Source organism: Demequina ureilytica (assembly GCF_048553575.1).
Taxonomy (GTDB): domain Bacteria; phylum Actinomycetota; class Actinomycetes; order Actinomycetales; family Demequinaceae; genus Demequina.
The window spans coordinates 46,952-69,648 of record NZ_JBLZIE010000003.1 but is presented as its reverse complement, the minus strand read 5'-3'; the positions used below and the strand labels follow the sequence as shown (position 1 = coordinate 69,648).

General features: G+C 66.1%; 22 protein-coding genes. 5 read left to right on the top strand and 17 right to left on the bottom strand.

What is annotated here, in order from left to right:
* Positions 1-33: 33 nt before the first annotated feature.
* The 16 genes from ACNI3K_RS09735 to ACNI3K_RS09660 form a co-directional block, all read right to left on the bottom strand.
* Positions 34-1,029: an aldo/keto reductase gene (locus tag ACNI3K_RS09735; protein ID WP_419391699.1), complete on the bottom strand. Its 996-nt coding sequence runs from the start codon at positions 1,027-1,029 to the stop codon at positions 34-36.
* 39 nt (positions 1,030-1,068) lie between these two features.
* A complete protein-coding gene (locus ACNI3K_RS09730; RefSeq protein WP_419391698.1) occupies positions 1,069-1,821 on the bottom strand; it encodes an SDR family NAD(P)-dependent oxidoreductase in 753 nt (250 codons plus the stop codon).
* A 32-nt stretch (positions 1,822-1,853) separates the two neighbouring features.
* Positions 1,854-2,810 carry an aldo/keto reductase gene (locus ACNI3K_RS09725; RefSeq protein WP_419391697.1) on the bottom strand — a complete coding sequence of 319 codons (957 nt, stop codon included), beginning with the start codon at positions 2,808-2,810 and terminating at the stop codon, positions 1,854-1,856.
* Positions 2,811-2,858: 48 nt separating this feature from the next.
* A complete protein-coding gene (locus tag ACNI3K_RS09720; protein ID WP_419391696.1) occupies positions 2,859-3,626 on the bottom strand; it encodes an SDR family NAD(P)-dependent oxidoreductase in 768 nt (255 codons plus the stop codon).
* Positions 3,627-3,646: 20 nt separating this feature from the next.
* Entirely contained in the window at positions 3,647-5,203 is a 1,557-nt protein-coding gene (gene lsrK, locus ACNI3K_RS09715; protein WP_419391695.1) for an autoinducer-2 kinase, read from the bottom strand.
* Between the two features lie 63 nt (positions 5,204-5,266).
* The gene (locus tag ACNI3K_RS09710) at positions 5,267-5,992 is read right to left on the bottom strand and encodes a hypothetical protein (RefSeq protein ID WP_419391694.1); all 726 of its coding nucleotides are present in this window, start codon (positions 5,990-5,992) and stop codon (positions 5,267-5,269) included.
* A gap of 39 nt (positions 5,993-6,031) precedes the next feature.
* Positions 6,032-6,517, bottom strand: coding sequence for an RbsD/FucU domain-containing protein (locus ACNI3K_RS09705; protein ID WP_419391693.1), 486 nt, complete (start codon positions 6,515-6,517; stop codon positions 6,032-6,034).
* 48 nt (positions 6,518-6,565) lie between these two features.
* Positions 6,566-6,991 carry a GlcG/HbpS family heme-binding protein gene (locus ACNI3K_RS09700; protein ID WP_419391692.1) on the bottom strand — a complete coding sequence of 142 codons (426 nt, stop codon included), beginning with the start codon at positions 6,989-6,991 and terminating at the stop codon, positions 6,566-6,568.
* A gap of 146 nt (positions 6,992-7,137) precedes the next feature.
* Positions 7,138-8,577 (bottom strand): four-carbon acid sugar kinase family protein, encoded by a 1,440-nt coding sequence (locus ACNI3K_RS09695; protein ID WP_419391691.1) that lies wholly within the window; start codon positions 8,575-8,577, stop codon positions 7,138-7,140.
* Between the two features lie 3 nt (positions 8,578-8,580).
* Positions 8,581-9,600 carry an aldo/keto reductase gene (locus ACNI3K_RS09690; RefSeq protein ID WP_419391690.1) on the bottom strand — a complete coding sequence of 340 codons (1,020 nt, stop codon included), beginning with the start codon at positions 9,598-9,600 and terminating at the stop codon, positions 8,581-8,583.
* Between the two features lie 51 nt (positions 9,601-9,651).
* Positions 9,652-10,554 (bottom strand): SMP-30/gluconolactonase/LRE family protein, encoded by a 903-nt coding sequence (locus ACNI3K_RS09685; RefSeq protein WP_419391689.1) that lies wholly within the window; start codon positions 10,552-10,554, stop codon positions 9,652-9,654.
* Complete coding sequence (locus ACNI3K_RS09680; RefSeq protein WP_419391688.1) at positions 10,551-11,582, bottom strand: ABC transporter ATP-binding protein; 1,032 nt, start codon at positions 11,580-11,582, stop codon at positions 10,551-10,553. The genes ACNI3K_RS09685 and ACNI3K_RS09680 overlap by 4 nt, the downstream gene beginning before the upstream one ends.
* Entirely contained in the window at positions 11,579-12,583 is a 1,005-nt protein-coding gene (locus ACNI3K_RS09675; protein WP_419391687.1) for an ABC transporter ATP-binding protein, read from the bottom strand. Before ACNI3K_RS09675 ends, ACNI3K_RS09680 begins: the two co-directional genes overlap by 4 nt.
* Before the next feature lie 2 nt (positions 12,584-12,585).
* The gene (locus ACNI3K_RS09670) at positions 12,586-13,530 is read right to left on the bottom strand and encodes an ABC transporter permease (protein ID WP_419391686.1); all 945 of its coding nucleotides are present in this window, start codon (positions 13,528-13,530) and stop codon (positions 12,586-12,588) included.
* Positions 13,531-13,543: 13 nt separating this feature from the next.
* Positions 13,544-14,575, bottom strand: a complete 1,032-nt coding sequence (locus tag ACNI3K_RS09665; RefSeq protein ID WP_419391685.1) for an ABC transporter permease — start codon at positions 14,573-14,575, stop codon at positions 13,544-13,546.
* Positions 14,576-14,683: 108 nt separating this feature from the next.
* On the bottom strand, positions 14,684-16,363 hold the full coding sequence (locus tag ACNI3K_RS09660) for an ABC transporter substrate-binding protein (protein WP_419391684.1): 1,680 nt from the start codon (positions 16,361-16,363) through the stop codon (positions 14,684-14,686).
* Positions 16,364-16,721: 358 nt separating this feature from the next.
* On the opposite strand from ACNI3K_RS09660, the gene ACNI3K_RS09655 reads away from it, so the two are divergent.
* The 5 genes from ACNI3K_RS09655 to ACNI3K_RS09635 all read left to right on the top strand — a co-directional run bounded on the left by ACNI3K_RS09655 (position 16,722) and on the right by ACNI3K_RS09635 (position 21,237).
* Positions 16,722-17,222, top strand: a complete 501-nt coding sequence (locus ACNI3K_RS09655; RefSeq protein WP_419391683.1) for a GNAT family N-acetyltransferase — start codon at positions 16,722-16,724, stop codon at positions 17,220-17,222.
* 39 nt (positions 17,223-17,261) lie between these two features.
* Entirely contained in the window at positions 17,262-18,299 is a 1,038-nt protein-coding gene (locus ACNI3K_RS09650) for an NAD-dependent epimerase/dehydratase family protein (RefSeq protein ID WP_419391682.1), read from the top strand.
* A 127-nt stretch (positions 18,300-18,426) separates the two neighbouring features.
* The gene (locus ACNI3K_RS09645) at positions 18,427-19,500 is read left to right on the top strand and encodes an NAD-dependent epimerase/dehydratase family protein (RefSeq protein WP_419391681.1); all 1,074 of its coding nucleotides are present in this window, start codon (positions 18,427-18,429) and stop codon (positions 19,498-19,500) included.
* A 33-nt stretch (positions 19,501-19,533) separates the two neighbouring features.
* Complete coding sequence (locus tag ACNI3K_RS09640; RefSeq protein WP_419391680.1) at positions 19,534-20,190, top strand: TetR/AcrR family transcriptional regulator; 657 nt, start codon at positions 19,534-19,536, stop codon at positions 20,188-20,190.
* A gap of 57 nt (positions 20,191-20,247) precedes the next feature.
* On the top strand, positions 20,248-21,237 hold the full coding sequence (locus tag ACNI3K_RS09635; RefSeq protein ID WP_419391679.1) for a zinc-binding alcohol dehydrogenase family protein: 990 nt from the start codon (positions 20,248-20,250) through the stop codon (positions 21,235-21,237).
* A 48-nt stretch (positions 21,238-21,285) separates the two neighbouring features.
* Here ACNI3K_RS09635 and tal read toward each other — a convergent pair whose 3' ends face one another.
* Positions 21,286-22,407 carry a transaldolase gene (tal, locus tag ACNI3K_RS09630; protein WP_419391678.1) on the bottom strand — a complete coding sequence of 374 codons (1,122 nt, stop codon included), beginning with the start codon at positions 22,405-22,407 and terminating at the stop codon, positions 21,286-21,288.
* Positions 22,408-22,697: the final 290 nt, after the last annotated feature.

The window sequence follows — 22,697 nt, the reverse complement described above, 5'->3', positions numbered from 1 at the left end:
CCCTGCGTGTGCGTTCTCAGCGACCGGTGTCGCTCAGCCGAATAGCGTCTCCTTGCCCAGCGGCGGAAGCTCCGCCACCTTGGCGTGGACAGCCGTCACGAGCGAGCGGTCGAGCGGGCCGGCATCCATCGCGGCGAGGGCGTCCTCCACCTGGCTCACGTTGTTCATGCTCACGGCCACCGTGGCCACCGCAGGGTGAGTCACGGCCCACCTCAGCGCCACCGATGTAAGCGAGCCATCCTGGTCGGCGAGCAGGGGCGCGACGGCAGCGAGACGCTCGTACCACCGCGCGTAGCGGTCACTGAGCCGCTTGTCACCTGGCTCAATCGATTGCCGCGGGAAACGGCTGTCGGTGGTCATCCCCTGCGTCAGAGGGCGCAGGCCGATAAGGGACTTCCCGCGTGCCGCAAGGTCGTCGAGCAGGGGCACCATCTCCGGCTCGAGAATGCTGTAGAAGTGCACGACGCTCCCGTACACGTCCTCCTCAATGGCGCTGCGCGCGAAGCCGACGGTGTGGGGGAACGTCGCGACCTCGCCGATTTTCCCGGCCGCCTTCAGCTCGGTCGCGACCTCCTGCACCTGCTCCGCGATCTCTGGCAGCGCCGCGATCCGGCGCGGATCGCCGGCGGCGCTGTACGCCATCTCCTTCGGACAGTGCGGCCCCCGCTGAAGGTGCTGCACCACGGCGATGCGTTCGGTGCTGAGGCTCCGCAGCGCGTTCTCCACCTGCTCCCGGAAGACCTTCGGTTCAAAGTGCGCGTCGTCGTAGTCAGGCGACTCCACCTTGATGATGTGATGGAGCTCGCCGCGTCGTGGATGCTTGGCTAGCAGCCCGCATGTCGCGGGATATGTGGGCCAGGAGGAGTTCGAATGGACCACGTTGACGCCGCCCTCAATGGCGGCATGCAGAGCCCTCTCGGCCTCGTTCCAGGTCGCGGCGTCCTCAGGGTCGACATCCAAGCGCATCGTGCCGAACGACAGTCGGGACGCTGAGATCTCTCCATCTGCCAATTCTGCATACTCCATCATTGAATGCGTCCTTTCCGTGTGGTGGCGTCGTGGGGCCGGTCAACCGACCGAGGTGCGTCCGCCATCGATAACGATCTCGCTGCCCGTGAGGTACTGGGCCGCATCGGAGGCGACAAAGCAGATCACCTCGGCGATCTCCTCGGGCCTGCCGAGCCGTCCGGCCGGGCGGTCCTCGAGAGCGGCGGACATCGCGTCGGGGTCGGCTGCGTCCGCGATCAACTTCTCCACCAAGGGTGTCGCGGTGGTGCCAGGGCTGACGGTTACGGCTCTGATCCCGTCACTCGTACACTCAGCCGCAATTGACTTGGTCAACATGTTGAGGCCTCCCTTGGACACGTTGTAGGCAACCTGACCGGGAAACCCGAGCACCCCCGCCTCGCTCGAGACGTTCACGATCACGCCGCCGCTCTGCTTCTTCATCTGGCGCACTGCGGCGCCGCTGAGCAGTACCGCAGCACGCAGGTTGGTCGCGTACACGGCATCCAGCACCTCTGCGGTCACATCCGCCACTGCACCCGGCAGGTTCACGCCCGCATTGTTGACGACCACGTCGATCCGGCCGGTCGCAGCGAGCGTGGCCTGAGCGATCTGTGCCGGCGCGCCCTCATGCGACAGATCCGCGGAGATGAACACACCGCCAGCCGCCGCCTCGAGCTCGGACTGCAGTCGCAGCCCCTCCGTCTCATCACGGCCCACGGCCACGACCCAATACCCTCGACTGGCCAACATGAGGGCCGTCGCTCGGCCGATTCCCTTGGTCGCCCCTGTGACGATCGCCGTTCGTTCATCCATCGCGTGCCCCTCCATCGGTTCGTTGTTCCGCCTCAGCGGTTGTATGCCATGGCGGGACCGCGAAGCATCGAGAACCACACGTCATCGATCTTCTCCCTCATGCCTTCGTCCGGCGCTGGTCCATCAAGAATCTTGATGTTCTCTCGGAGCTGCCCGACGCTCGTCGCACCGAAGAGCACGGCGTCCACGAGGTCCTGGTGACGAACCCATCGCAGGGCGAGCTCGACCGGCGTCCAGCCCGCCTCGTCGGCGATCAGCTTGAGCTTCTCCACTGCTGCGAAGTGCGGCTCGTTCCAGTACGTGTCACGCCACCACGACTTCTCGAACCTGGTGCCGGACCGTTCCTCGGCCAGGTCGTACTTTCCTGACAGCAGCCCCCCTGCCAGGGGGTTGTACACCACGGTGGGAACGCCGAACGTCTCGGCGCATGCGGCGTACTCCTCCTCGAGTCGCCGCGCGATCATGTTGTAGCTCTGCTGAGCGACGATCGGTGCGCGCTTGTCGCCTGAGCGGTGGATGAAGTCCGCGATCTGCCAGGCCGCATAGTTTGACTGGCCGAGGTGACGGAGCTTTCCCTCGTCGATGAGCTCGTGGAGGACGCCGAGCGTCTCGTCGATCGGGGTCGACCAGTCCGGACGGTGCAACATGTACAGGTCGATGTAGTCCGTCTGCAGGCGCGCCAACGACTTGTCGACCTCCTTGCGGATCACGGGCGCTGACAGCGGCCGCTCCCCGCCCTGGCTGCCCGCCTTGGTGGTGATGAGGATCTCGTCGCGGTACGGCTTCACGATCTCGCCGAGGACCTCCTCGGAGCGTCCGCCCACGTAGTGGTTGGACGTGTCAAACATCGTGATGCCCAGCTCTCGCGCAACACCGACAATTTCGGCCGCCGTCGCAGGATCGATCTTCTCGCCGAAGTCCATGGTGCCGAGGATGTACGGCCCGACGTCGAGGTCTGTTCCTTTGAGTATGCGATCGGATGAACTCATGGTGATGACTACTCCTCTTTGAGTGCGCTCTGGTGGTGGACTGACTTGCTACATGGCGGATTGGCCGCCGTCGACCTGCAGGGTCGCGCCAGTGATGAAGGACGCCCGCGGCGACAGGAGAAACGACACGGCCTCCGCGACCTCGGCGGGATCCGCCACTCGGTTCATGGCATGCAGGGCGCGGACCGCCGCCTCAGCGGCAGCGGGGTCCTCCTGGCCCGCGAGGTACTGACGAAACATCTGACCGTCCATTGACCCTGGTCCGACCGCATTGCATCGGATGCCACGTTCGGCGTACTCGACCGCGATCTGGCGCGTGAGCGCGTTCACCGCGCCCTTGGTGGCGGCATATACCGCCTGCCCCGCCATGCCGACGAGCCCGGACACGGAGGAGATGTTCACGATCGCTCCGCCGCTGCCCTGGCGCTCGAACTGCCGCACGGCGTGCTTGCATCCGTAGAAGACCCCCCGTGCGTTGACGTCCTGCACGAGATCCCAATCCTGGGTGGTCACATCCGCGACCGGATCTACTCGGATTACCCCAGCATTGTTGACGATGCCATCGAGGCGGCCGTAGCGCTCGACTGCGACCGCGACGAGCGCTTCAACCTGCGCCTCATCGGTGACATCCACGTGCAGCGTGGATATCGCTCCGCCGTCTGCACGAATCCTCTCCGCGGTCGCGTCCAGCGGCTCCATGTCCCGGCTGGATGCCATCACGGTGGCTCCACGTCGGGCCAGCACACGGGCCGTGGCTTCGCCAAGACCGCGCGAGGCTCCGGTGATCGCCACGACCATTCCATTGAGTTCCTGCATTCCCGCTCCCTCGTGATTCATCAGATCCCCGGCGCTCGCCACATCGGCTCGGTGACTCCCGCTCTCGCGAGCTCGAGCTGAGGCGCGTAGGCGGCTTGCCAGCGCTCGTAGGCGGCGTCGTAGACGTCCTTGTTGCCCGCGTCGGGCTCAACGACCGTCTCCCATTCCGCTACCGCGCTGCCTGCGGTCTTCAAGTCATCGAAGACGCCGACAGCCACGCCCGCACAGACGGCTGCCCCGAGTGCGCTCGCCTCCTTCACGACCGGGATACGCACCGGAACCTGGAGCACGTCTGCGACGATCTGCCGCCACAGTGGGCTCTTCGATGCACCGCTGGCAAACACGATCTCGTCGGAGGCCGTGCCGGTGAAGGATTCGATCACGTCGAGGTTCCCGCGGGTCACGATCGCCGCATTCTCCATCAGTGCTCGGAACAGCACCTGTGGTCCGGAACGATCCACATCCATGTTGAGATTGAGGAACGAAGGTGCCGCGTGGATCCAGTGCCCGTAGTTCATGACGTCGGAGAAGATCGGGATCACGCCATGTGAGCCCGCCGGAACTGTCGCCGCCCCCTCCGTGAGGAGATCGTAGGGGTCGCGCCCCTCGGAGGCGGCACGCGCCTTCTCGGCCGAGCCGAACGCATCGCGGAACCACCGCGCCGCAAGGCCTGGCGTGAACACGATTCCCTCGGCCTGCCACACCCCTGGCACCACGTGGCAGTCCACGCGGATCCGCATCTCCGGATCTGTACGAAGTGAATCGATGTTGACCATCTGCTGCCAGAAGGTGCCGCCCGCGACAGCAGTCTGGCCTGGATCCACCACTCCCAATGCCAGAGCTGCGAGCTGCGCGTCGCCGCCTCCCACAGCGACCGGGGTGCCTTCTGCCAGGCCCGTGGACTCCGCGGCCTTGGCCGTGACGCGGCCCGCCACGCTGCCGGGCGCCTGCACGGGAGGGAAGATGTCGTCGCGGAGCCCGCACAGTCTCGCGATCTCCTGCGACCACTGTCGGTCGGAGAGCGAGAACATGCCGCTGGTGCACGCGTTCGACGGCTCGCTGATAACTTCGCCCGTGAGACGAGTCAGCACCCAGTCGCTCAGCATCTCCACGGCATCGATGCGCTCGTACACATCCGGCAGGTTCTTGGCGAGCCACCGCAGCCGAGGCTGCGCGCTCAGCGCGAACGTCTGGCCGGAAATGGCGTAGGACTCGCTCTCGATGGTCTCTCCCAGATCGCGGAGTTCGGCCACTTCTGCCGATGCCCTGGCGTCGACATTGGCGCATGCCCAGAGCTCGTTCCCCTGAGCATCGAATGCCACGAAACCCTCTCGCATGCTCGACGAGCTCACGGCCGCCACATCGCGGCCCGTCAGCCCGGCCGTCGCGAGAGCCTCGCGAATGCTCTCGCAGACGAGCCCGAAGTTGCGCTCGACATCGAAATCCATCGATCCCGGGAAACGCGGGTCTGGCAGGTGGTGCCATTCGCGGCCGGCCGAGGCGAGCTGCTTCCCCGCGTGGTCGAAGACGACGGCACGGACGCTTCCGGTGCCGGCGTCGATTGCAAGTAGCGCCATTCTCGTCGTTCTCCTCGCTTGTCTTGGTGGCTGTGCGGTGACTGCTCGGTACGCCGTCAGGCGCTAGGGCATGGGGGCCGAATCGCCGTCGGTGCCCACTGAGAAGTAGTCGTACTCGCGCACACCCTCGGTGCGCTGACCGGTCACACCGACCCAGCCGCGACGGCCCACATGCTGTGGTTCCGTCCGCCAGATGTCGTGACGCCACTCGCTGGGCTCCTCCTGACCGTCGGCCCATACGGTGAACCGCACGGCGATGTGGCCCTCCTCGTTGCGCGCCTGGAGTCGCATCCAGTACCACTCGTCAGCTCGCCACGGGAAGTACTCCTCCACGCGGGGCCTGCCGATGCCGTGCGGCCGCGCGGGCCCGCGCTGAGCCTCTTGAGCGGGATCGTAGGTGCCGAAGAACACGGTCTGGCGAAACTCCTGGCGGGGCGCCTCGTGGGGAGCCTCATCCCGGAGGTGCCCCGTGAAGAGCTCGAGCGACACCCCTTCTTCCGTGTCACGTTGCTGCTGGCCCTCCGCCCTGCACAGGATGCCGAACCGGGAGTCGGGGCTGCTGGATCGCAACTTCGTGACGACCTCCACCTCGTCTGCGCCGGGCACCGCGAGCCACTTCCACGCACGTCGGTTGTGCACGCTGATCTCGTGCTGCAGCACCTTCCCGCCGAGGGCCCCATCGCTCTCAGCGATCTCGAAACGCTGTTCGCCGGGAACCCAGGCGTTTGCCCAGTCGTGGGGGGCCTGTCCTACCTCATACTCACCGAAGTCGGTCGAGAACTGAGCCATCTCAGGCCCCCTTCCCGCGACCGGTGCCGGGTGCCGCGATCATTCGACGCCTTCGTTTCCGAACCGACGGTTCTTGTCGAGTCGCTCCTGCCACTCCTCCGGCGGCTCCGCGCCAGTCGAGTCCATCCAGGACGCCACCGGGATGCCTGACCACAGAGCGACGTTGCCCCACGGTGTCCATGCGCCGCTGCGCACGACCCATTTGGCCGAGTTGTCGACGGCGTCGTGGAACCAGTCGTTGGGCATCAGCACGGACTCGGCGTCGGGCAAGATGGCTGTGACTCCGTTCACGATGTTGGGGTTCTGGCCCTCTTCGATGAAGGCGAACTTCTCGACCCACAGCTCTTGTCTGATCGCACGCAGCACGGTGAACATGTCTGGCACGTTCGGGGCGAGAGCGAGGTCGATCGTCCGCTCGTCCCTCTTGAAGGGCATGCCGGCGTCCGTGACGATCATGAGATCGTCGTGACCCATGGTCGCAATCGCGTATGACAGTTTGTCGTGGATGACTCCGCCGCGTTTCATCAGTTCTCCTTCATCGTGAAAATTGTGGTCAGTGGGGTTGCGGACTGATTAGCCGATGACGGCGTCGAGCGCGCTCTTCACGACGTCCATGTCCTCGAGGTATGATCCGCCACTGGCACCCATGCCGCCGACGAGTTCGCCATCGACGATGATCGGGTAGCCGCCGCCGAAGATGGTGACGCGCGAAATCGCCGCGGGGACGCCGTAAAGGTGCGACGGGTTGTCCTTGATCCCCTCGTACCACTCGTGGGTCGGGATCCCCTTCAGCACTGCTGTGTAGGCCTTGTCCTGCGCAACGTCGACGCCGACGAGCGGGCACGCGTCGAGACGCCGGAAGTTCTTGAGCACCCCGCTGACGTCGACGATCGCGATCGAGAAACGGTCTCCGAGCTCATGAGCTCGCGATGTCGCCGCATCCATTAGCTGGTTCGCCAGGTCGTTACTCACGGTCGTGTGCTTGAGAACATTCGTCACGTTCAGACACCTCTCTGTGTCGATTGTGTGGCGCTGCGGGCTGCCCGAACGGCCTCTCTGCCTTCTGGCTGGACGGCGACTGTCGTCACCGATCCGCACCGCCCGATTCTGAGTTTGTAACATTTACTCTACCACTGAGCATCCGCTCACAACAGCCCCGTGGGCCCCTTTTCCTGAGAGATTGCGTCCACCACATCGCTCAGCGACTCAGCCATGCCAACATTGCCGGGAAAGACCACGAGCGTCTGGCCCGGCACCGCTCCCGCTTGCACTCTCCAGGCCGACACCCCTGGAATCACCTGGCCCAACACGACGCCGCGCTCGAGCTCGAGCGCCTGCGTGGCGACGTCGTGAGACGTAATTCCGCCCTTCGCCACCAGGAACCCGACCTCGGCTCGCACCGCACGGGTCATGTCGATCAGGGCGGTCGAGACGATCTTGCCCATCTCAAGGGCCGTCATGCCGGCGGGCGGGTCGATCAATTCGCGAGTCGTGTAGGCCACGGCGTGTCTGCCCGCGTGCACGGCCTGCCGTATCCGCCCGCTCACGCCATCGATCACCCCCGCCCGCGCTTCCGGCCCGCTCAACAGGTCCGCGACGGCGATCTCGATCCCTTCACAGTCAGTACGTGCGACCAGCACGTCGATCTGCGCCGTGGCAAGAGGCACGTGTGAACCGCACACGACGAGCCCGCCATGCTCACGGTGCACATATCCGGCCTCACTGCTCCCCACCGGTCCGCGAGGCTCGATCCCCGCCCGCGCGCGGATGTACGACGCCCCGGTGCGATACACAAACTCCATGCCCGCCGCCTCGGCGATGCCGACCGCCTCCACGAGCGTGTCCAGATCCTCGTAGTCCACGGCATTCACAGCGATCACCCCACCCTCATGGCTGTGGAGAATCCCGGCAACCGCACTCGCCTCGCCGCGTCTCAGATCGTCAAGACCGATGCGCGCGACATCGGCGGCGCGGATGGCGCCACCAGACTTCTCCTCCACCCACGCATCGAGCCGGGATGAGTCGAAACCGAACGACGAGTCCCGGGCATAGGGCGTCTGCCCCACGGGCACGAGCTCATCGCCGTCTCGCACCCAGTGGACGTCATCGATCGTCCAACGGCCGCCCTCCACGAAGCAGGGCACGAGCAGGATCGTCGGATTGAGCCCCGCGCCCGTGGCAATGGCAGCCACGTCCGCGGGAAAGTGGCCGCGCAGGGTCGAGTCGGAGCGACTGGCGAATACGGGGCGTAGCCCCATCCGCTCGCACACTTGTGCAGCCGCACGCGCGATCTCGGTGATCAAGGCCGCCGCCTCCGCCTCGGGCAGCGCGCGCGCGTTCGACAAGAAGAACACCGTCGCGCTCTCTCGCAGCGCTGCCTCGATCACGCTCTCATTGGTGCTGGCGACCACCTGCACGCCATGAACCGCCTGACTGCCCGTGGGGTCGTCATCGATGACGATCAGGCGGTCATTCGGGCCAAGCGGCGGCGCGGACGAGCCACGCTTGCTGCTCGGTGACGCGTGCGAGACGGAGGCCACGGATCGGTGCGCGAGGCGCCCCGTGCTGGATGCGTCGCTGGCCATCCGTCAGTTGTCGCTCTCGGGCACCGGGACGCCTTCGGGGATGAGCCCTTCGGCGCGCAGGTCGCTCCACAGCGCACCGGGGATGTCCATGTCGATCATGCGCACGTTCTCCTCGATCTCCTCCCGAGACTTCACCCCGGTGAGGACGGCTGTAATCGCGGGATGCGCGAGCGGGAACTGAATCGCTGCCGCCATCAGCGGCACGCCGTGACAGTCGCACAACTCGGCGAGGGCCCGGGCGCGCTCGACGAGCTCCGGTGGCGCGGCCTCATAGTTGAACCGTGCGCCTGGTTCCGGCCTCGCAAGCAGACCGCTGTTGTACACGCCGCCGAGCATGATCGCGGTGTTGCTCCTGACGGTCGCCTCGAAAAGGCCGGTGTTCAGCGCAGACTGGTCAAGCAGCGAGTAACGCCCCGCGAGCAGAACCAGGTCGAGGTCTGCCCCGGTCACAAACCTCTCTAACAGCTCCGCCTGATTGATGCCGATGCCGACGCTGCCGATCACGCCTTGCGAACGCAACTCGATCAGCGCCGGGATCGCGCCCTCCATCGCCTCTTCGAAGTAGTCGTCCGGGTCGTGCACGCTGACGTGGTCGATGCGGTCGAGGCCCAGTCTCTCGAGGCTCTCTTCGATGGAGCGGCGGGCTCCGTCGCCCGAGTAGTCGTACTCGACGTTGAGATCCGGAACATTGCGAAAGAAGGGCTCCCCGTCGACGAACTGCTCGTCCTTGGGCGAGGCATCGGCGCGCAGCAGCTTGCCCACCTTTGTCGTCAGTACGAACTCGTCCCGGGGCTTGTCGGCGAGCATTGCGCCCACTCGCCGCTCGGACGTGCCGAATCCGTAGAAGGGAGCCGTGTCGTAAAGCCTCACTCCTAGGCCCCACGCGCGGTCGAGTGCCTGTCGCGCCACGTCTTCGGCGATGGGGGCGAACATGTTCCCCAGGGGTCCGCCTCCGAAGCCGAGCTGTGTCGCTTCAAGGCCAGAACTTCCCAGGGTCACCTTCTGCTGATGCCGATTCATCATCAATCTCCTTTGATCGAACTTTCACGGCTCCGATGCGCCTCACCGGGCCGCCTATGGTCGTTGATCCCCGCGAACATTCAGGTAGATCGCGTACACCGAACTCGTCGCCGTGATGAAGAGTCGGTTCGAGTCCTCCCCGCCGAACACGCAGTTGGACGCGCCTTCCGGGAGCACGATCCGACCGAGCGGGGAACCGTCGGGCTCCATGCACAGCACTCCGCCGCCGGTAGCGACCCACAGATGGTCCGCCTCATCCACGCGAATGCCGTCGCCAAACCGTTCCTCGATGTGGGCAACGATCCGCCCCGACCGCAGCGATGTCCCGTCCTCCACGTCGTATGCACGCACGTCCCGGGGTCCGTCCGGCCGATGGGTCACGCCGCTGTCGGTCACATAGAGAGTCGACTCGTCAACCGAGAACGCCAGCCCATTCGGCTGCTCCATATCGGTTGCCACTGCCGTCACCGAGTGCGAGATCGGGTCCCATCGATAGACGAAACTCCCTTCCTGCTCTCGCAAGGCGCGACGGCCCTCGTAGTCACCGAGGATTCCGTAGTCCGGGTCCGTGAACCACACTGAGCCATCTGACCGGACCACGACGTCGTTCGGAGAGTTGAGCCTCTTACCGTCGTGCTCGTCGGCGATCACGGTGATGGAGCCGTCCCACTCGGTCCGGGTGACACGCCGCCCGCTGTGCTCGCAAGTGACTAGCCTTCCCTCCCGGTCTCGCGTGTTGCCATTGGCGTGATTGCTCTTCTCACGGAACACATCCACGCTGGACGCCTCGGTCCAACGCATGATCCGCTGCCGTGGGATGTCGCTCCACAGCAACTGACGCGAGTCGCGAAAGTACACGGGCCCCTCGAGCCACCGTCCGCCAGTCCACACCCGCTCCACATTCGCGATACCGATTGCGATACGCGTGAAGGCCGCGTCATCTACACGGATGCTCACCGTGACGCAGTCTCCTGCTTCGCAGCCTCCCTGCGCGCAGCCACAGCGTCGAGATCGACCGGGTTACCGGGCTCCTGGAGCAAGCACGCCGCCTGATTCAGACCCTCGCCATCCATCGGGATCAACTGAGGCTCGATCGTGTGGCACTTGTCCATCACGAATGGGCATCGCGTATGGAAGCGGCATCCCGTGGGTGGGTCGGCAGGGTTCGGTACCTCTCCTGCCAGTGGCTCAGGGAAGCCATCCCGTCCGATGCTTGGGACCGAGCGCATGAGTGCGCGTGCGTAGGGGTGCCGCGCCTCAAACCAGATCTGCGCGGGTGTGCCCACCTCCACGATCTTGCCCAAATACATGACCGCGATGCGATCGCAGATCTCGCTGATCACCGCCAAGTCGTGCGAGATGAACAGCAGCCCGATGTCGAGCTCCTTGACGAGCTCAACCAGCAGGTCCGCGATCTGGGCCTGCGCCGAGGCGTCCAGCGACGAGATGGCCTCATCTGCCACCAGGACCTCGGGCTCCGCCGCCAGCGCACGCGCGATGCACGCCCTCTGCTTCTGGCCACCGCTGAACTGGTGGGGATATGCCTCGGCCGCGTTCTCCGGAAGACCCACGAGGTCGAGGAGCTCCTTCACGCGCTCGTCGTAGCGTTCGGCGGGAATGGTCGTCGCGAACCTCAGGGCGTCAGTGACCTGCGCACCGATCGATCGACGGGGATTGAGCGAGGACGCAGGCTCCTGGAAGATCATCTGGAGATTGCGCTGACTCACGGGACGCTTGTGAATGCGGCTGAGGGGAACGACGGTCTCACCGCGGTACCGGATCTCTCCCGCTGCGGGCTTCTCGATGCCCACGACGGCCTTGGCGACTGTGGACTTGCCGCAGCCAGACTCGCCCACGAGCCCCACGATCTCACCGCGAGCGACTTCGAGAGAAACCCCCGCCACAGCCCGGAGCCTGCCCTTGCCCTTGATTCTGTACTCAACCTCGAGGTCTTCGATGGTGAGGACTGCTTCATTTTCGCTCATCGCGCCTCCGCCTTTCTCACGGCCTCCACTGGCACGAAGGGATCGACCAAGCACGCACTCTCCCGGCCCCCTCCTCGATCCTCGAGTGGCGGCACGATCTCCGTGCAGCGATCTTCGGCCCACGGGCACCTCGGGTTGAAGGCGCACCCTGGCGGCCGATTGCGCGGCGTCGCGGGTTCACCCTTGATGGCCTGCATCGACCGGGCCTTACCGCCGTCACGGGAAGGCCCCATCGGCAGCGACGCCACGAGTTGCTGAGTGTAGGGGTGGCGCGGAGCGCGCAGCACGTCCTGTGCGCACCCGGATTCCACGACCCGACCTGCATACATGATGGTGAGGTCGTCGGCCATTGCGTCCATCACACCGAGATCATGGGTGATGATCATGACTCCCAGGTCACGTTCCCGGCACAACCGCTTGATGAGCCGCAGGACCCCCGCCTGGACCGTGACATCCAGTGCCGTGGTGGGCTCGTCGGCGATCAGGACCTTCGGGTCGCCCACGAGCGCCATTGCGATCGCGATGCGCTGTCGCATTCCTCCTGAGAACTGGTGCGGATAGGACTTCATCGCCCGGTCCGCGTCCGGAATACGCACCTCCCGAAGGAGCTCTTTGGCCCTCGAGATGGCCTCGCTTCGGCTCTGGCCGAACCTGATCGCATGCTCGATGAGTTGCTTCCCCACCTGAATCTGGGGATGCAGAGAGTTCAACGGATCCTGGAAGATCATGCTGATCTCGCGCCCGCGAACGTTCTTGAACGATTCGCCGCCATGTCCGATGGCGCGTCCCTCGAGAGCGATGTCACCCTCGTACACGAACTTCTCGCCGAGAATGCCGATCAGGGACTGCGCCGAGATCGACTTCCCGCTGCCGCTCTCCCCGGCCAGGCCGAGCACCTTGCCCGCCTGGATATCGAGGTCGACGCCGTCCACCACCAGTACCGGCTTGCCAGATCCAGCAACCCACACTCGAAGATCTTCTACCTGCAGAACGCTGGTCATCATCATCCCTTCATCTGGCGAGAAACTTGCGGATCGAGCGAGTCGCGGAGTGTGTCGCCGATGAGGTTGAATGCGAGCACCACCGTCAGGATCGCCAGACCGGGGAAGGTCGCCACCCACCACCGATCGAGGATCGCCGCGCCGTCAGACACCATTCGGCCCCACTCGGGGGTGGGCTCCTGGGCACCGAGCCCGAGGAAGGAGAGCGCCGCCAGCAGCAGGATGCGCTGACTGATCTCGATCATTGCCACGACCACGACACTGCCGGTGAGGTTCGGGCCGAAGTCGACGACCAGTGTTCGAGACGAACTTGCACCGAGCAAACGCGACGACGTCACGTAGTCTCGGGAGCGGATCGACAGTACGAGGCTGCGCACGATGCGCGTCATCGGCGGCCACGCCACGATGATGATTGCGATCACGGCATTGCCCAGGCCCGGGCCGATTGCTGCGGCGACCACCATGGCCAACACGATCGACGGCAGTGCGAGGAAGATGTCAGTGGTGCGCATCAGCACCTCATCGATCCACCCACCTGCGTAGGCGGCCACCGCTCCTACGATCAACGCGATCAGCGTCGAGACGATCACGATGATCACGGCGTAGGGCACCGTGATCTGCACGCCCGTGAGCACACGGCTGAAGACGTCGCGGCCGAGCGCATCTGTGCCCATGACATGTTCCCCGCCCGGGGGCAGGAACCGAGCGCTGTCCTGTGCCAGGGGATCGAACGGCACTATCCATGGCGCGAAGACGCCAACGACAAGCCACGCGGCGAGGATGATCACTCCGAAGACTGCAAGCGGCTGCTTCCAGAAGCCTCGCCCGGCGATCCGCACCTGCTTGCTCAAGGTGCGAGCAAGGCGTGCGTCGGTGGGAAGCAACGGTGCCACGGGGGGCGCCTGCTCTGCTGCGCGGCTGTCGGGCCGCTCTGGTGTCAAAGTCATGGCGTCCGCCTTCCTAACTGACCCTGATTCGGGGATCGATCACGCCGTAGAGGATGTCCGTGATGAAACTGATGCCGATGTAGATGACCGCCACGACGAGTCCGACGCCGATCATTCCCGGCATGTCGAGGAACACGGCGCTCTGGAACATCAGCTGCCCGATGCCGGGGAAGTTGAATATCTCCTCGACAAGGACTGCTCCCGCGAGCACCGCCCCGAACATGATCCCCAGCACGGTGACGATGGGCACGAAGGCGGCCCGGAGCACGTGGGCGAATAGCACACGGCTGGACGACAGGCCCTTGGCCTTCGCGGTGCGCACGTAGTCCTCGTTGAGAACCTCAAGCACGGCCGATCTCGTGAACCGGGTGATCAGGGTCATCGTAAAGACCGCGAGGACCGCGCCAGGAATGAGCAAATGCATGAGGGCGTCGGAGAACGTAGCGAGGTCGCCAGCGATCAGCGCATCCACGGTGTACATGCCGGTCACCTGGGGCGGTGGGGCGCTGCCGGGGCCGAGCCGTCCGATCCCCGGGAACACGCCGAGCTTGAAGTTGAACAGGTACAGGGCCAACAGCGCGAGCCAGAACAGTGGTACCGAGATTCCGGTCACGGTGATGACCCGAATGACCTGGTCGCTCAGCTTTCCGCGGCGCAGCGCCGACAGGGTGCCAAGGAAGATGCCGATGATTCCCGAGATCGCTCCGGAGAGCAGGCCCAGTTCGAGCGATGCCGGAATCGCACGCTCCAGATCATCGGCTACTGGGCCCCGGGTGCGCATCGAGATACCGAAGTCTCCCTGGGCGATATTTGCCATGTGGATCCAATACTGCTCAAACATTGGGCGATCAAGACCGAAGCGTTCGATCATCGCCTGGCGCGCGACCGGATCTGCCGCCGCCTCCTCTCCGAGCATCACGGAGATGACGTCGCCAGGCACTAGGCGCGCGGCGAGGAACATGATGGTCGCGACGCCCCAGAGAAGGAACAGCGAGATTCCCAGGCGCTTGACGACGAATAGCCAGAACGAGTTTTGGACACCCATGTAAGTTCAACTTTCGTGGTGGACTGGAACGGTCGGTGAGGGGGCTGATGCCGGCGTGCTGTCGACTGGTGTTGCGCACCTGCCGACAGCACGCCGGCGATTCATCCGTCAGCCAGCTGTCGCCCCTGACAAGGTGGGGATGTCGACTGCCCACAGCGGGTGGTACTCGGTGATCTCCGGGAGATCAGGCTGTGCCACCACGCTCGCGGTACCCACCACAAGAGGGATGAACGGCGACACCTCGTTCATGCACCGCTGCCACTCCTCGTAGAGCGGCGTGGCCTCTTCCATCGTGGGCGAGTTCTGGGCCTCGACGCCGATGGCGGCGCACTCGGTCTGACCCTCGATGGGTTCGTGGACGGCGCCCGCCTGACCCTCGGCCTGCCATCCGCCGCGGTAGTCATCACCCGACTGCGAGGTTCCGCCACTCGGATTCATCGTCCCGACGTAGGTGTACGGGTGTGGCGAGCGCATCGAGTTCGGGACGATGAACACTTCGATCTCGCCGCTGTTGCGCAAATCGGCTACGACGGCATCGGGCTGCTCGAGGATCTCGGCCTCGATGCCGATCTCGGACCACATCTGCGAGATGCGGCTCCCGAACTCGACAGCATTGACGCCGTCGCGGTCGAAGCCCTGCAGCGTGAATGTCACGGACTCACCCTCGAGCCCAGCGTCCTGGATCAGGGATCGCGCGTGCTCGATGTCGTACTCGAGGCAACCCTCATCACCTTCCTGAAGGCCGCTGACCACTGTCGGGATGATGAAGCCGCAGTGCCGCTCAGCGCCTTCTCCGGCCAGCTCTGCGAGCGACTCCCATTCGATCGCGTGCTTGGCCGCCTCGCGGAACGCTGGATTGCTCGTGACGGGAGACACGGACTCGTCGAGGTTGAAGACCAGCACCCAGGCGTTCGTTCCCGGGGAGGTCGCGACTTGGAGGTCGGACTCTCCGATCGAGGCGATCTCCTCCTGGCCGAGATCGGTGACGATGTGCGCCTCTCCGCTCATGATGTTGAGTCGCTGCACGGCTGGGTCCGAGTTGCGGATGACGACCTGCTCGAAGCTCGGGTCCGTACCCCACCACTCGGGGTTCTTGACCATCACCACTTCAGAGCCTGACTCGTAGCGCTCGAGCATGTACGGGCCGCTGCCCACCGAATTCTCGGACAGGAACATTCCCACATCGTCGGTGCCGGAGGCCGCTTCGTCACTCGCACCGCCGTTCTCCTCCATCACTTCGGAGTCGAGCACCGCTGCGTTGGAGCTGGTGAGAATGAATGGCACCGCGGCGTTGGTGGTCTCAGATTCGAAGACAACGGTGTAGTCGCCGTCTGCGCTTACGGTGAGACCGTCCATCAGGTACGACGCGCGGTCACCGATGTTCTTGAGTCGGTTCATCGACCACACCACGTCCTCGGACGTCAGCGCGTTGCCAGTCGAGAATGTGACGTCCTCGCGGAGCTCGAACGTCCATTCGGTGCCGTCGTCGTTCGACGACCACTCCGTCGCGAGCCACGGCTGCGGCTCGGACAGGTCAGCTGTGGGGAATGTCACGAGCGTGTCGTACATGGCACGGAACATCGTGCGGTCGGACGGCGCCGCGGCCCTGTGCGGGTCGATGGCGGCCTCCTGGCCGTCGAACAGCTGGTCGATGATGATCTGATCCTGGCCTGACGAGGCAGCGCCGTTGCCGCCCCCGTTCTCTTCGCCGTTGTCGTCATCGGCGCTGCACCCTGCAGTGACCACCAATGCGGTCACGGCCGCTGCTGCGGCCAAGGGTGTTCTCATTCGGAATCGCATGTCTGTCTTTCCTCTCGTATATCGAGAGCCGCACCGCCGGGTCATCCCCGAGGAGGCCACCTCTCTGTGGACATCTCTTCCATGCGTAAGCGAGCGTCTGGGCAAGTGCTCACACTCTGAACATGCGCTCGCTTGTACTCATAGTGTCTCTCGCCGTGATCACTGTCAAGCCCTCCCGAGCGTCGTTGCCGCAATGTGATCCTGCGCGATACTGCGAGCGGACACCGCCCTTGGTGGTCGCGAAGGGATCCATCTCAACACGAGCGCGCTCCTCGCTTGTGCACCGATGCAGGACGGACCCCTGCTCGTCACACATTCGTGACATGCGCACGGCACAATGTGGGGCATGCAGAATCTCCGGATGCGGGTCATGAGGGAATCGGACATGCCTGCCGTGCTCGCGCTCAACACCGAGGCATCTCCCGCCGTCACCACCCTGAGCGAGGATCAGTTGCGTGCGCTGATCGAGTTCTGCGACGTCTGCCTGGTCGCCCTCAACCGCACGGGCGACGTGATCGCGTTCCTGCTGAGCCTCGGACACGGCCAGTCGTACGAGTCGGAGAACTACCGCTGGTTCGAGGACCGCGGCGTGCGCCACCAGTACATCGACCGGATCGTGGTCAGCGCGAGCGCCCGCGGCACAGGAGTGGGACACGCGATGTACCAGTCGGTGTTCGAGCGCGCCCGCGAACGCGGCGCGACTGAGGTCACGGCCGAGGTCAACCTCGACCCGCCGAATCCGCGGTCGATGGACTTCCACGAGCGGCTGGGCTTTCGGCAGCTCGGCGAACAGACCACCAAGGGCGGCGCCATCAGGGTGGCGCTGTTGTCGAGGCCCGTCGACTGACGCCGTGGTCGCCGGCGCCGGGCCCGTACGATCGGTGACATGCGCATCCTCATCATTGGCGGCACCGGACTGATCTCGTCGGAGCTCGCGGCGCTCGCCGCCGAGCGCGGCGACTCCCTCACGCTCATCAACCGGGGCAACTCCCCCGTCGCCTCGGCCCCGGCCGGGGCCGAGGTGATCCACGCGGACGCCACGGACGCGGGTGCGATGCGGGCAGCGCTGCGCGGGCGGCAACTCCGCGGCGAGCGGTTCGACGCAGTGGTTCAGTGTGTGGCCTTCACTCCCGAGCACGTGGCCGAGGACATCGAGACCTTCGCGCGCCTCACGGACCAGTACGTGCTGATCGCCACGGGTGCCTCCTATCGCACCGTCGAGCGGTTCCAGCTCCTCACCGAGGAGACGGGCCAGGAGAACCTGTACTGGGAGTACGCGCGGCTCAAGCTCGCTGGCGAACAGGTGCTGCGCGCCGCTGAGGGGCTGCCGTGGACGATCGTCCGGCCCGCTCACACGTACGGACCGTCCAAGATTCCTGCCTACACAGGAAACTCTCGGCACCCGTGGACCATCGTCGACCGCATGCGCCGTGGCGCGGACATCGTGATCCCCGGCGACGGCACCTCGCTGTGGACCATCACCCACGCACGCGACGTCGCGGCGGGCATTCTGGGCCTGCTCGGCAGCCCGGACGCGATCGGCACGGCCGTGCACGTCACCTCCGACGAGGCGCTCACCTGGACCGGTCTCTACCGCGAGATCGCGCGGGCGGCGGGCCTCACCGATGAGCAGTTCGAGGCCCAGCGCGTGTCCGTGCCGTCCGACGCGATGGTCGCCGCGGCGCCCTCCCAAGCCGGATCGATCTATGGCGACAAGATGCACTCAGCCGTCTACGACACGTCACGGATCGCGGCACTCGTGCCCGGCTGGCGGGCACGCATCCCGTTCGACGAGGGCGTCGCCGAGGCCGTCGCGTGGTTCGAGGCGGATCCCGAGCGCCAGAGCGTCGACCGAGACGCGAACGCGATGTTCGACCGGCTGGCGGGCATCTACCGGGACGCGCTGCGCCAGTCTGCGGGATAGGCGACTCGGCGCTGCCGCGCCTAGAGCACGCGCTGGAAGGTGAGGACCGCATCGGCCTGCGGCCGTCGTACGCGGCCGATGCGCGCGTACAGTGAGGCCGACACGTCACTCCCTGCAAGGAGGCAGCATGCGCGTCCTGTTCGTCGGCGGCACCGGGTTAATCTCGTCCGCCGCCTCGCCCCTCGCCGTCGAGCGCGGCATCGACCTCACCCTGGCGACACGCGGCCAGTCCGTGCGCGGAGCGATCCCCGAGGGAGTGCGGTCACTCACGGTGGACGCGAGAGACCCGCAGGCGCTGCGCGCCGCGGTACGCGAGGACGTCGCAGCGCGTGGACGGTACGACGCGGTGGTGCAGTGGATTTGCTTCGACACCGATCACCTGCGCCAGGACATTGAGACGTTCACGGGCCTGACCGACCAGTATGTCTTCATCTCCTCCGCGAGTGCCTACGAGACGCCGCCGTCGCACTACGTGATGACGGAGGCGCTGACGCCACTTCACAACCCGTACTGGCAGTACAGCCGCGACAAGGCCGCGTGCGAGGTCCTGCTGCGAGCCGCGGGTTCCAGCGGTGACCTGCCATTCACGATCGTGCGTCCGTCCCACACCTACGGCTACTCCGACATTCCGTTCGGGATCACCTCGTGGTCCCACCCGTGGACGGTCGCGGAGCGGCTGCGCACCGGCCGGTCCGTGCTCGTCCACGGCGACGGCACCTCGTTGTGGACCATCACCGATCACCGCGACTTCGCGGTGGGCCTCATCGGCCTGCTCGGCAACCCCCGCGCCGTCGGCGAGGACTTCCACATCACGGGCGACGACGTGCTGACCTGGAACCAGATTCACGGACACGTCGCCGCGGCGCTGGGCGTGAGCCCCGACGCGCTGGCTGCGCAGTCGGTCCACGTGCCCACCGACCTGCTGGTGAGGTTCGACCGCGACGAGTTCGAGGGGCCACTGTTGGGAGACAAGGCGAACGCGGCGGTGTTCGACACCAGCAAGCTGCGCGCCGTCGTCCCCGACTTCGCGACCCGCCACCGCTTCGCGGACGCGATCCACGAGTCCGTGGCGTGGTTCGAGGCAGATCCCGCGCGACGGAGCGTGGACCACGAGGCGGACGCGCGCTGGGACCGGATCATCGACGCCTACCGCCGGGGCATCGAAGGCGCACTCGATTCCGTTGCCAGCGCGAGCTCCTGAGAGTTGTCTCGTGACAGGTCGTACCCTGGCAGTGTGAGTTTTCTGCACCGTCGCCGCTCCCGGGATGGGGGTACGCCCGCCGTGCGCTCAAGCGTCGGCCCCGCCGACCCGGCATCCGAGAACAAGCTGCTCGACGCAGCAATACGGGCACTTGTCGCCTCCCCAGAGGCCTCGCTCGACGAGATCGCGCGACGCACGAGCACCGACGCGGCCGCGCTCCGGGCACGCTTCCCTACCCGTGACGCCCTGATCGAGCGCATCGTGATGCGCGGGGCGCACCGCATCGCGCGCGGCGCGTTTCTTGAGGATGGCACTCCTGCGGAACAGATCGCCCTGCTGGTCGGACGCCTGTGGGACGACCAGGAGCCGGTCGCTCCGTTCATCACGATGGGCGTGCGCACGCACCTGCGCGTCCCCGTCGAGCAGGCCCTCGCGCCCGCCAGAGGCCTCCTCGCCGATGCGGTGGCCCGCGGCGCCAAGGACGGCACGCTGCGCGCCGACGTCGCGCCGCGCGCCGTCGCCTGGCTGATCGAGCAGTCGATGATGGACTGCCTCGAGGCGCTCGCGCGCGAACTCATGGAGGGTGAGGACGGCCGCGTGTTCGCGATGCGGCAGGCGCTCGCCACGGCCGGGCTGTCATGGAGCGACGCCGCAACAGTCGCCGCCGCGGTGGAGCCGCGACTCTCATGACCATCCCGGACACCAACCCGACGGCGGCCCCATGGGCCGCGCCCACTGGAGGTAGCGATGCGTGCCATCGTCAGCGATGAGGGGCTCCCCCTCGACAACCCGAATGCACTGCGCGACGCGGAGGTCCCGGAGCCTGAGCCGGGCCCCCTCGATGTGCTGATCCGCGTCGAGGCGGTGTCGGTCAACCCCGTCGACGTCAAGAAGCGGCGGTCTCATCAGGCCAGTCGGGGCCCCCTCATCCTGGGCTACGACGGTGCCGGCGTGATCGTGGGCGTGGGCAGCGAGGTCGAGGGACTGGAGCCCGGCGATGAGGTGTGGTGGGCGGGCGACGCCACCCGGCCTGGCGCCAATGCCGATCTGCAGGCCGTCGACCACCGGATCGTGGCCCTGAAGCCCGAAACGGCATCGTTCGCTGACGCAGCCTCACTGCCGCTGACCGCGCTCACCGCGTGGGAGTCGATGTTCGATCACCTGCGCCTAAGCCGCGAGGACGGCGGAACCCTGGTGATCGTGGGAGGCGCCGGCGGCGTGGGTTCTATCCTCACTCAGCTCGCCACTCAGCTGACCGCCCTGCGCGTAATCGCGACGGCATCGCGCCCGGAGTCCAGTGAATGGTGCCTCCGCATGGGCGCGCACGCGGTGGTGGATCACCACGACCTCGTGGAATCCGTGACCGGACTCGCCCCCGACGGGGTCGAGTACGTGTTCTCGTCCTACACCCGCGGCAACGTCGGGGCCTTCGCCAAGGTGATCAAGCCGCTGGGCCACGTGGTGTCGATCGACGGCACCGAGGAGTCGTTGCTGCCCTTGTTCGCCAAGTCAGCGAGCATGCACTGGGAGTACATGTTCACGCGGTCCCGCTACACGACCTGGGACATCGCGGAGCAGTCGCGGATCCTCACCGTCGTCGCCGAACTCGTGGACCGTGGCACGGTGGTGCCCACCGCGACACGGCACATCGAGGACTTCACGGCGAGCGGGATCCGCGAGGCGCATCGCCTGGTCGAGACGACCGCCATGATCGGCAAGGTCGTCGTGCACCGCTGACGCTGCGCACCGCTGACGCTGCGCAGGGGCCGCCCGGGAGCGGGCTCGCTAGCCCTTCGCCATCTGGCCCTTGACGGTGGCGAGCAACTCGTCCCACGAGGCCGCGAACTTGTCAATGCCCTCGTCCTCAAGCTGCAAGGTGACGTCGTCGATGTCGACGCCCGCATCGGCCAGGCGCTCGAAGTCCGCTCGCGCCTGGTCGTACGATCCCCGCACCGTGTCCCACTCGCCTTCCTGAGCCACGCCGTGCTCCGCGAATGCGTCGATCGTCGACTGAGGCATCGTGTTGACGGTTCCGGCCGTGACCAGCTCGTCGACGTACATCGTGTCCGGGTAGGCGTCGTCCTTGACGGACGTCGATGCCCACAGCGGCCGCTGCGGGTGGGCTCCCGCCGCAGCGAGCTTGCTCCAGCGATCAGAGGCGAGCACCTGCTCGTGGTGCTCGAAAGCGAGGCGGGCGTTCGCAATTGCCGCAGTGCCGCGGGCCGGGGAGTCCGGGCCGGCCGCGTCCAGACGGCCGTCCACCTCGGCGTCCACGCGGCTGACGAAGAACGAGGCCACGGAGCCGATACGCGACAGGTCGTGCCCGTTGGCCTGCGCCTGCTCCAGCCCGCTGAGGAACGCCTCGACGACCTCGCGGTAGCGCTGGAGGGAGAAGATCAGCGTCACGTTCACCGAGATGCCAAGAGCGAGCGCCTGGGTGATGGCAGGCAGTCCCTCCGTGGTGCCGGGGATCTTGATCATCACGTTGGGCCGGTCCACGAGCCACCACAGCTGCTTGGCCTCGGCGATGGTGGCATCGGTGTTACGGGCGAACCGCGGGTCCACCTCGATCGAGACGCGGCCGTCGACCCCGTCAGTCGCGTCGTACACCGGTCGCAGCACGTCGCAGGCCTCGCGGACATCGGCCGTGGTGATCATGCGCACCGCCTCGTCGACGTCAACGCCCCGAGCGGCGAGCTCGGCGATCTGGTCGTCGTACTGGTCCGAGCCTGCGACCGCTGCCGCAAAGATCGACGGGTTCGTGGTGACGCCCACGATCGAGTTCTCCTTGACGTCGCGCTCGAGGGTGCCCGAGCGCAGACGCTCACGGGAGAGGTCGTCGAGCCAGATGGACACTCCTGCTGCGGACAGTGCCGAAAGGGATGAGGTCTGCGTGGTCGCCGTCATGCGATGCTCCTTGGTGTCGAGTTGGGGTCGAGGGTGAGCGTCGGTACTCAAGTCTGCCGTCGTCAACGCCCGGCGCCGCCGCAGGCATTCCATGGGCGTCCGCTCGAACGGGCACCGCCCGCCACTCGGGAGCAGACTGATGCTCGATATGCGGCACACGGGAATCCTGCTCGGTCACCTCACGTTAGCGTGAGCACGCCAACCAAGGAGCCTGAGCCTGAATGTCGTGGTCGACCGCAGACCTCCCCTGTCTGTCGCGTGGCGTGGCCGTCGCCGCAGGTGTCACCGGT

Coding starts and splice junctions, on each gene's coding strand:
- ACNI3K_RS09735 (WP_419391699.1), bottom strand. CDS start 1,029: ATGATGGAGTATGCAGAATTGGCAGATGGAGAGATCTCAGCGTCCCGA.
- ACNI3K_RS09730 (WP_419391698.1), bottom strand. CDS start 1,821: ATGGATGAACGAACGGCGATCGTCACAGGGGCGACCAAGGGAATCGGC.
- ACNI3K_RS09725 (WP_419391697.1), bottom strand. CDS start 2,810: ATGAGTTCATCCGATCGCATACTCAAAGGAACAGACCTCGACGTCGGG.
- ACNI3K_RS09720 (WP_419391696.1), bottom strand. CDS start 3,626: ATGCAGGAACTCAATGGAATGGTCGTGGCGATCACCGGAGCCTCGCGC.
- lsrK (WP_419391695.1), bottom strand. CDS start 5,203: ATGGCGCTACTTGCAATCGACGCCGGCACCGGAAGCGTCCGTGCCGTC.
- ACNI3K_RS09710 (WP_419391694.1), bottom strand. CDS start 5,992: ATGGCTCAGTTCTCGACCGACTTCGGTGAGTATGAGGTAGGACAGGCC.
- ACNI3K_RS09705 (WP_419391693.1), bottom strand. CDS start 6,517: ATGAAACGCGGCGGAGTCATCCACGACAAACTGTCATACGCGATTGCG.
- ACNI3K_RS09695 (WP_419391691.1), bottom strand. CDS start 8,577: ATGGCCAGCGACGCATCCAGCACGGGGCGCCTCGCGCACCGATCCGTG.
- ACNI3K_RS09690 (WP_419391690.1), bottom strand. CDS start 9,600: ATGATGAATCGGCATCAGCAGAAGGTGACCCTGGGAAGTTCTGGCCTT.
- ACNI3K_RS09680 (WP_419391688.1), bottom strand. CDS start 11,582: ATGAGCGAAAATGAAGCAGTCCTCACCATCGAAGACCTCGAGGTTGAG.
- ACNI3K_RS09675 (WP_419391687.1), bottom strand. CDS start 12,583: ATGACCAGCGTTCTGCAGGTAGAAGATCTTCGAGTGTGGGTTGCTGGA.
- ACNI3K_RS09670 (WP_419391686.1), bottom strand. CDS start 13,530: ATGACTTTGACACCAGAGCGGCCCGACAGCCGCGCAGCAGAGCAGGCG.
- ACNI3K_RS09665 (WP_419391685.1), bottom strand. CDS start 14,575: ATGGGTGTCCAAAACTCGTTCTGGCTATTCGTCGTCAAGCGCCTGGGA.
- ACNI3K_RS09660 (WP_419391684.1), bottom strand. CDS start 16,363: ATGAGAACACCCTTGGCCGCAGCAGCGGCCGTGACCGCATTGGTGGTC.
- ACNI3K_RS09655 (WP_419391683.1), top strand. CDS start 16,722: ATGCAGAATCTCCGGATGCGGGTCATGAGGGAATCGGACATGCCTGCC.
- ACNI3K_RS09650 (WP_419391682.1), top strand. CDS start 17,262: ATGCGCATCCTCATCATTGGCGGCACCGGACTGATCTCGTCGGAGCTC.
- ACNI3K_RS09645 (WP_419391681.1), top strand. CDS start 18,427: ATGCGCGTCCTGTTCGTCGGCGGCACCGGGTTAATCTCGTCCGCCGCC.
- ACNI3K_RS09635 (WP_419391679.1), top strand. CDS start 20,248: ATGCGTGCCATCGTCAGCGATGAGGGGCTCCCCCTCGACAACCCGAAT.
- tal (WP_419391678.1), bottom strand. CDS start 22,407: ATGACGGCGACCACGCAGACCTCATCCCTTTCGGCACTGTCCGCAGCA.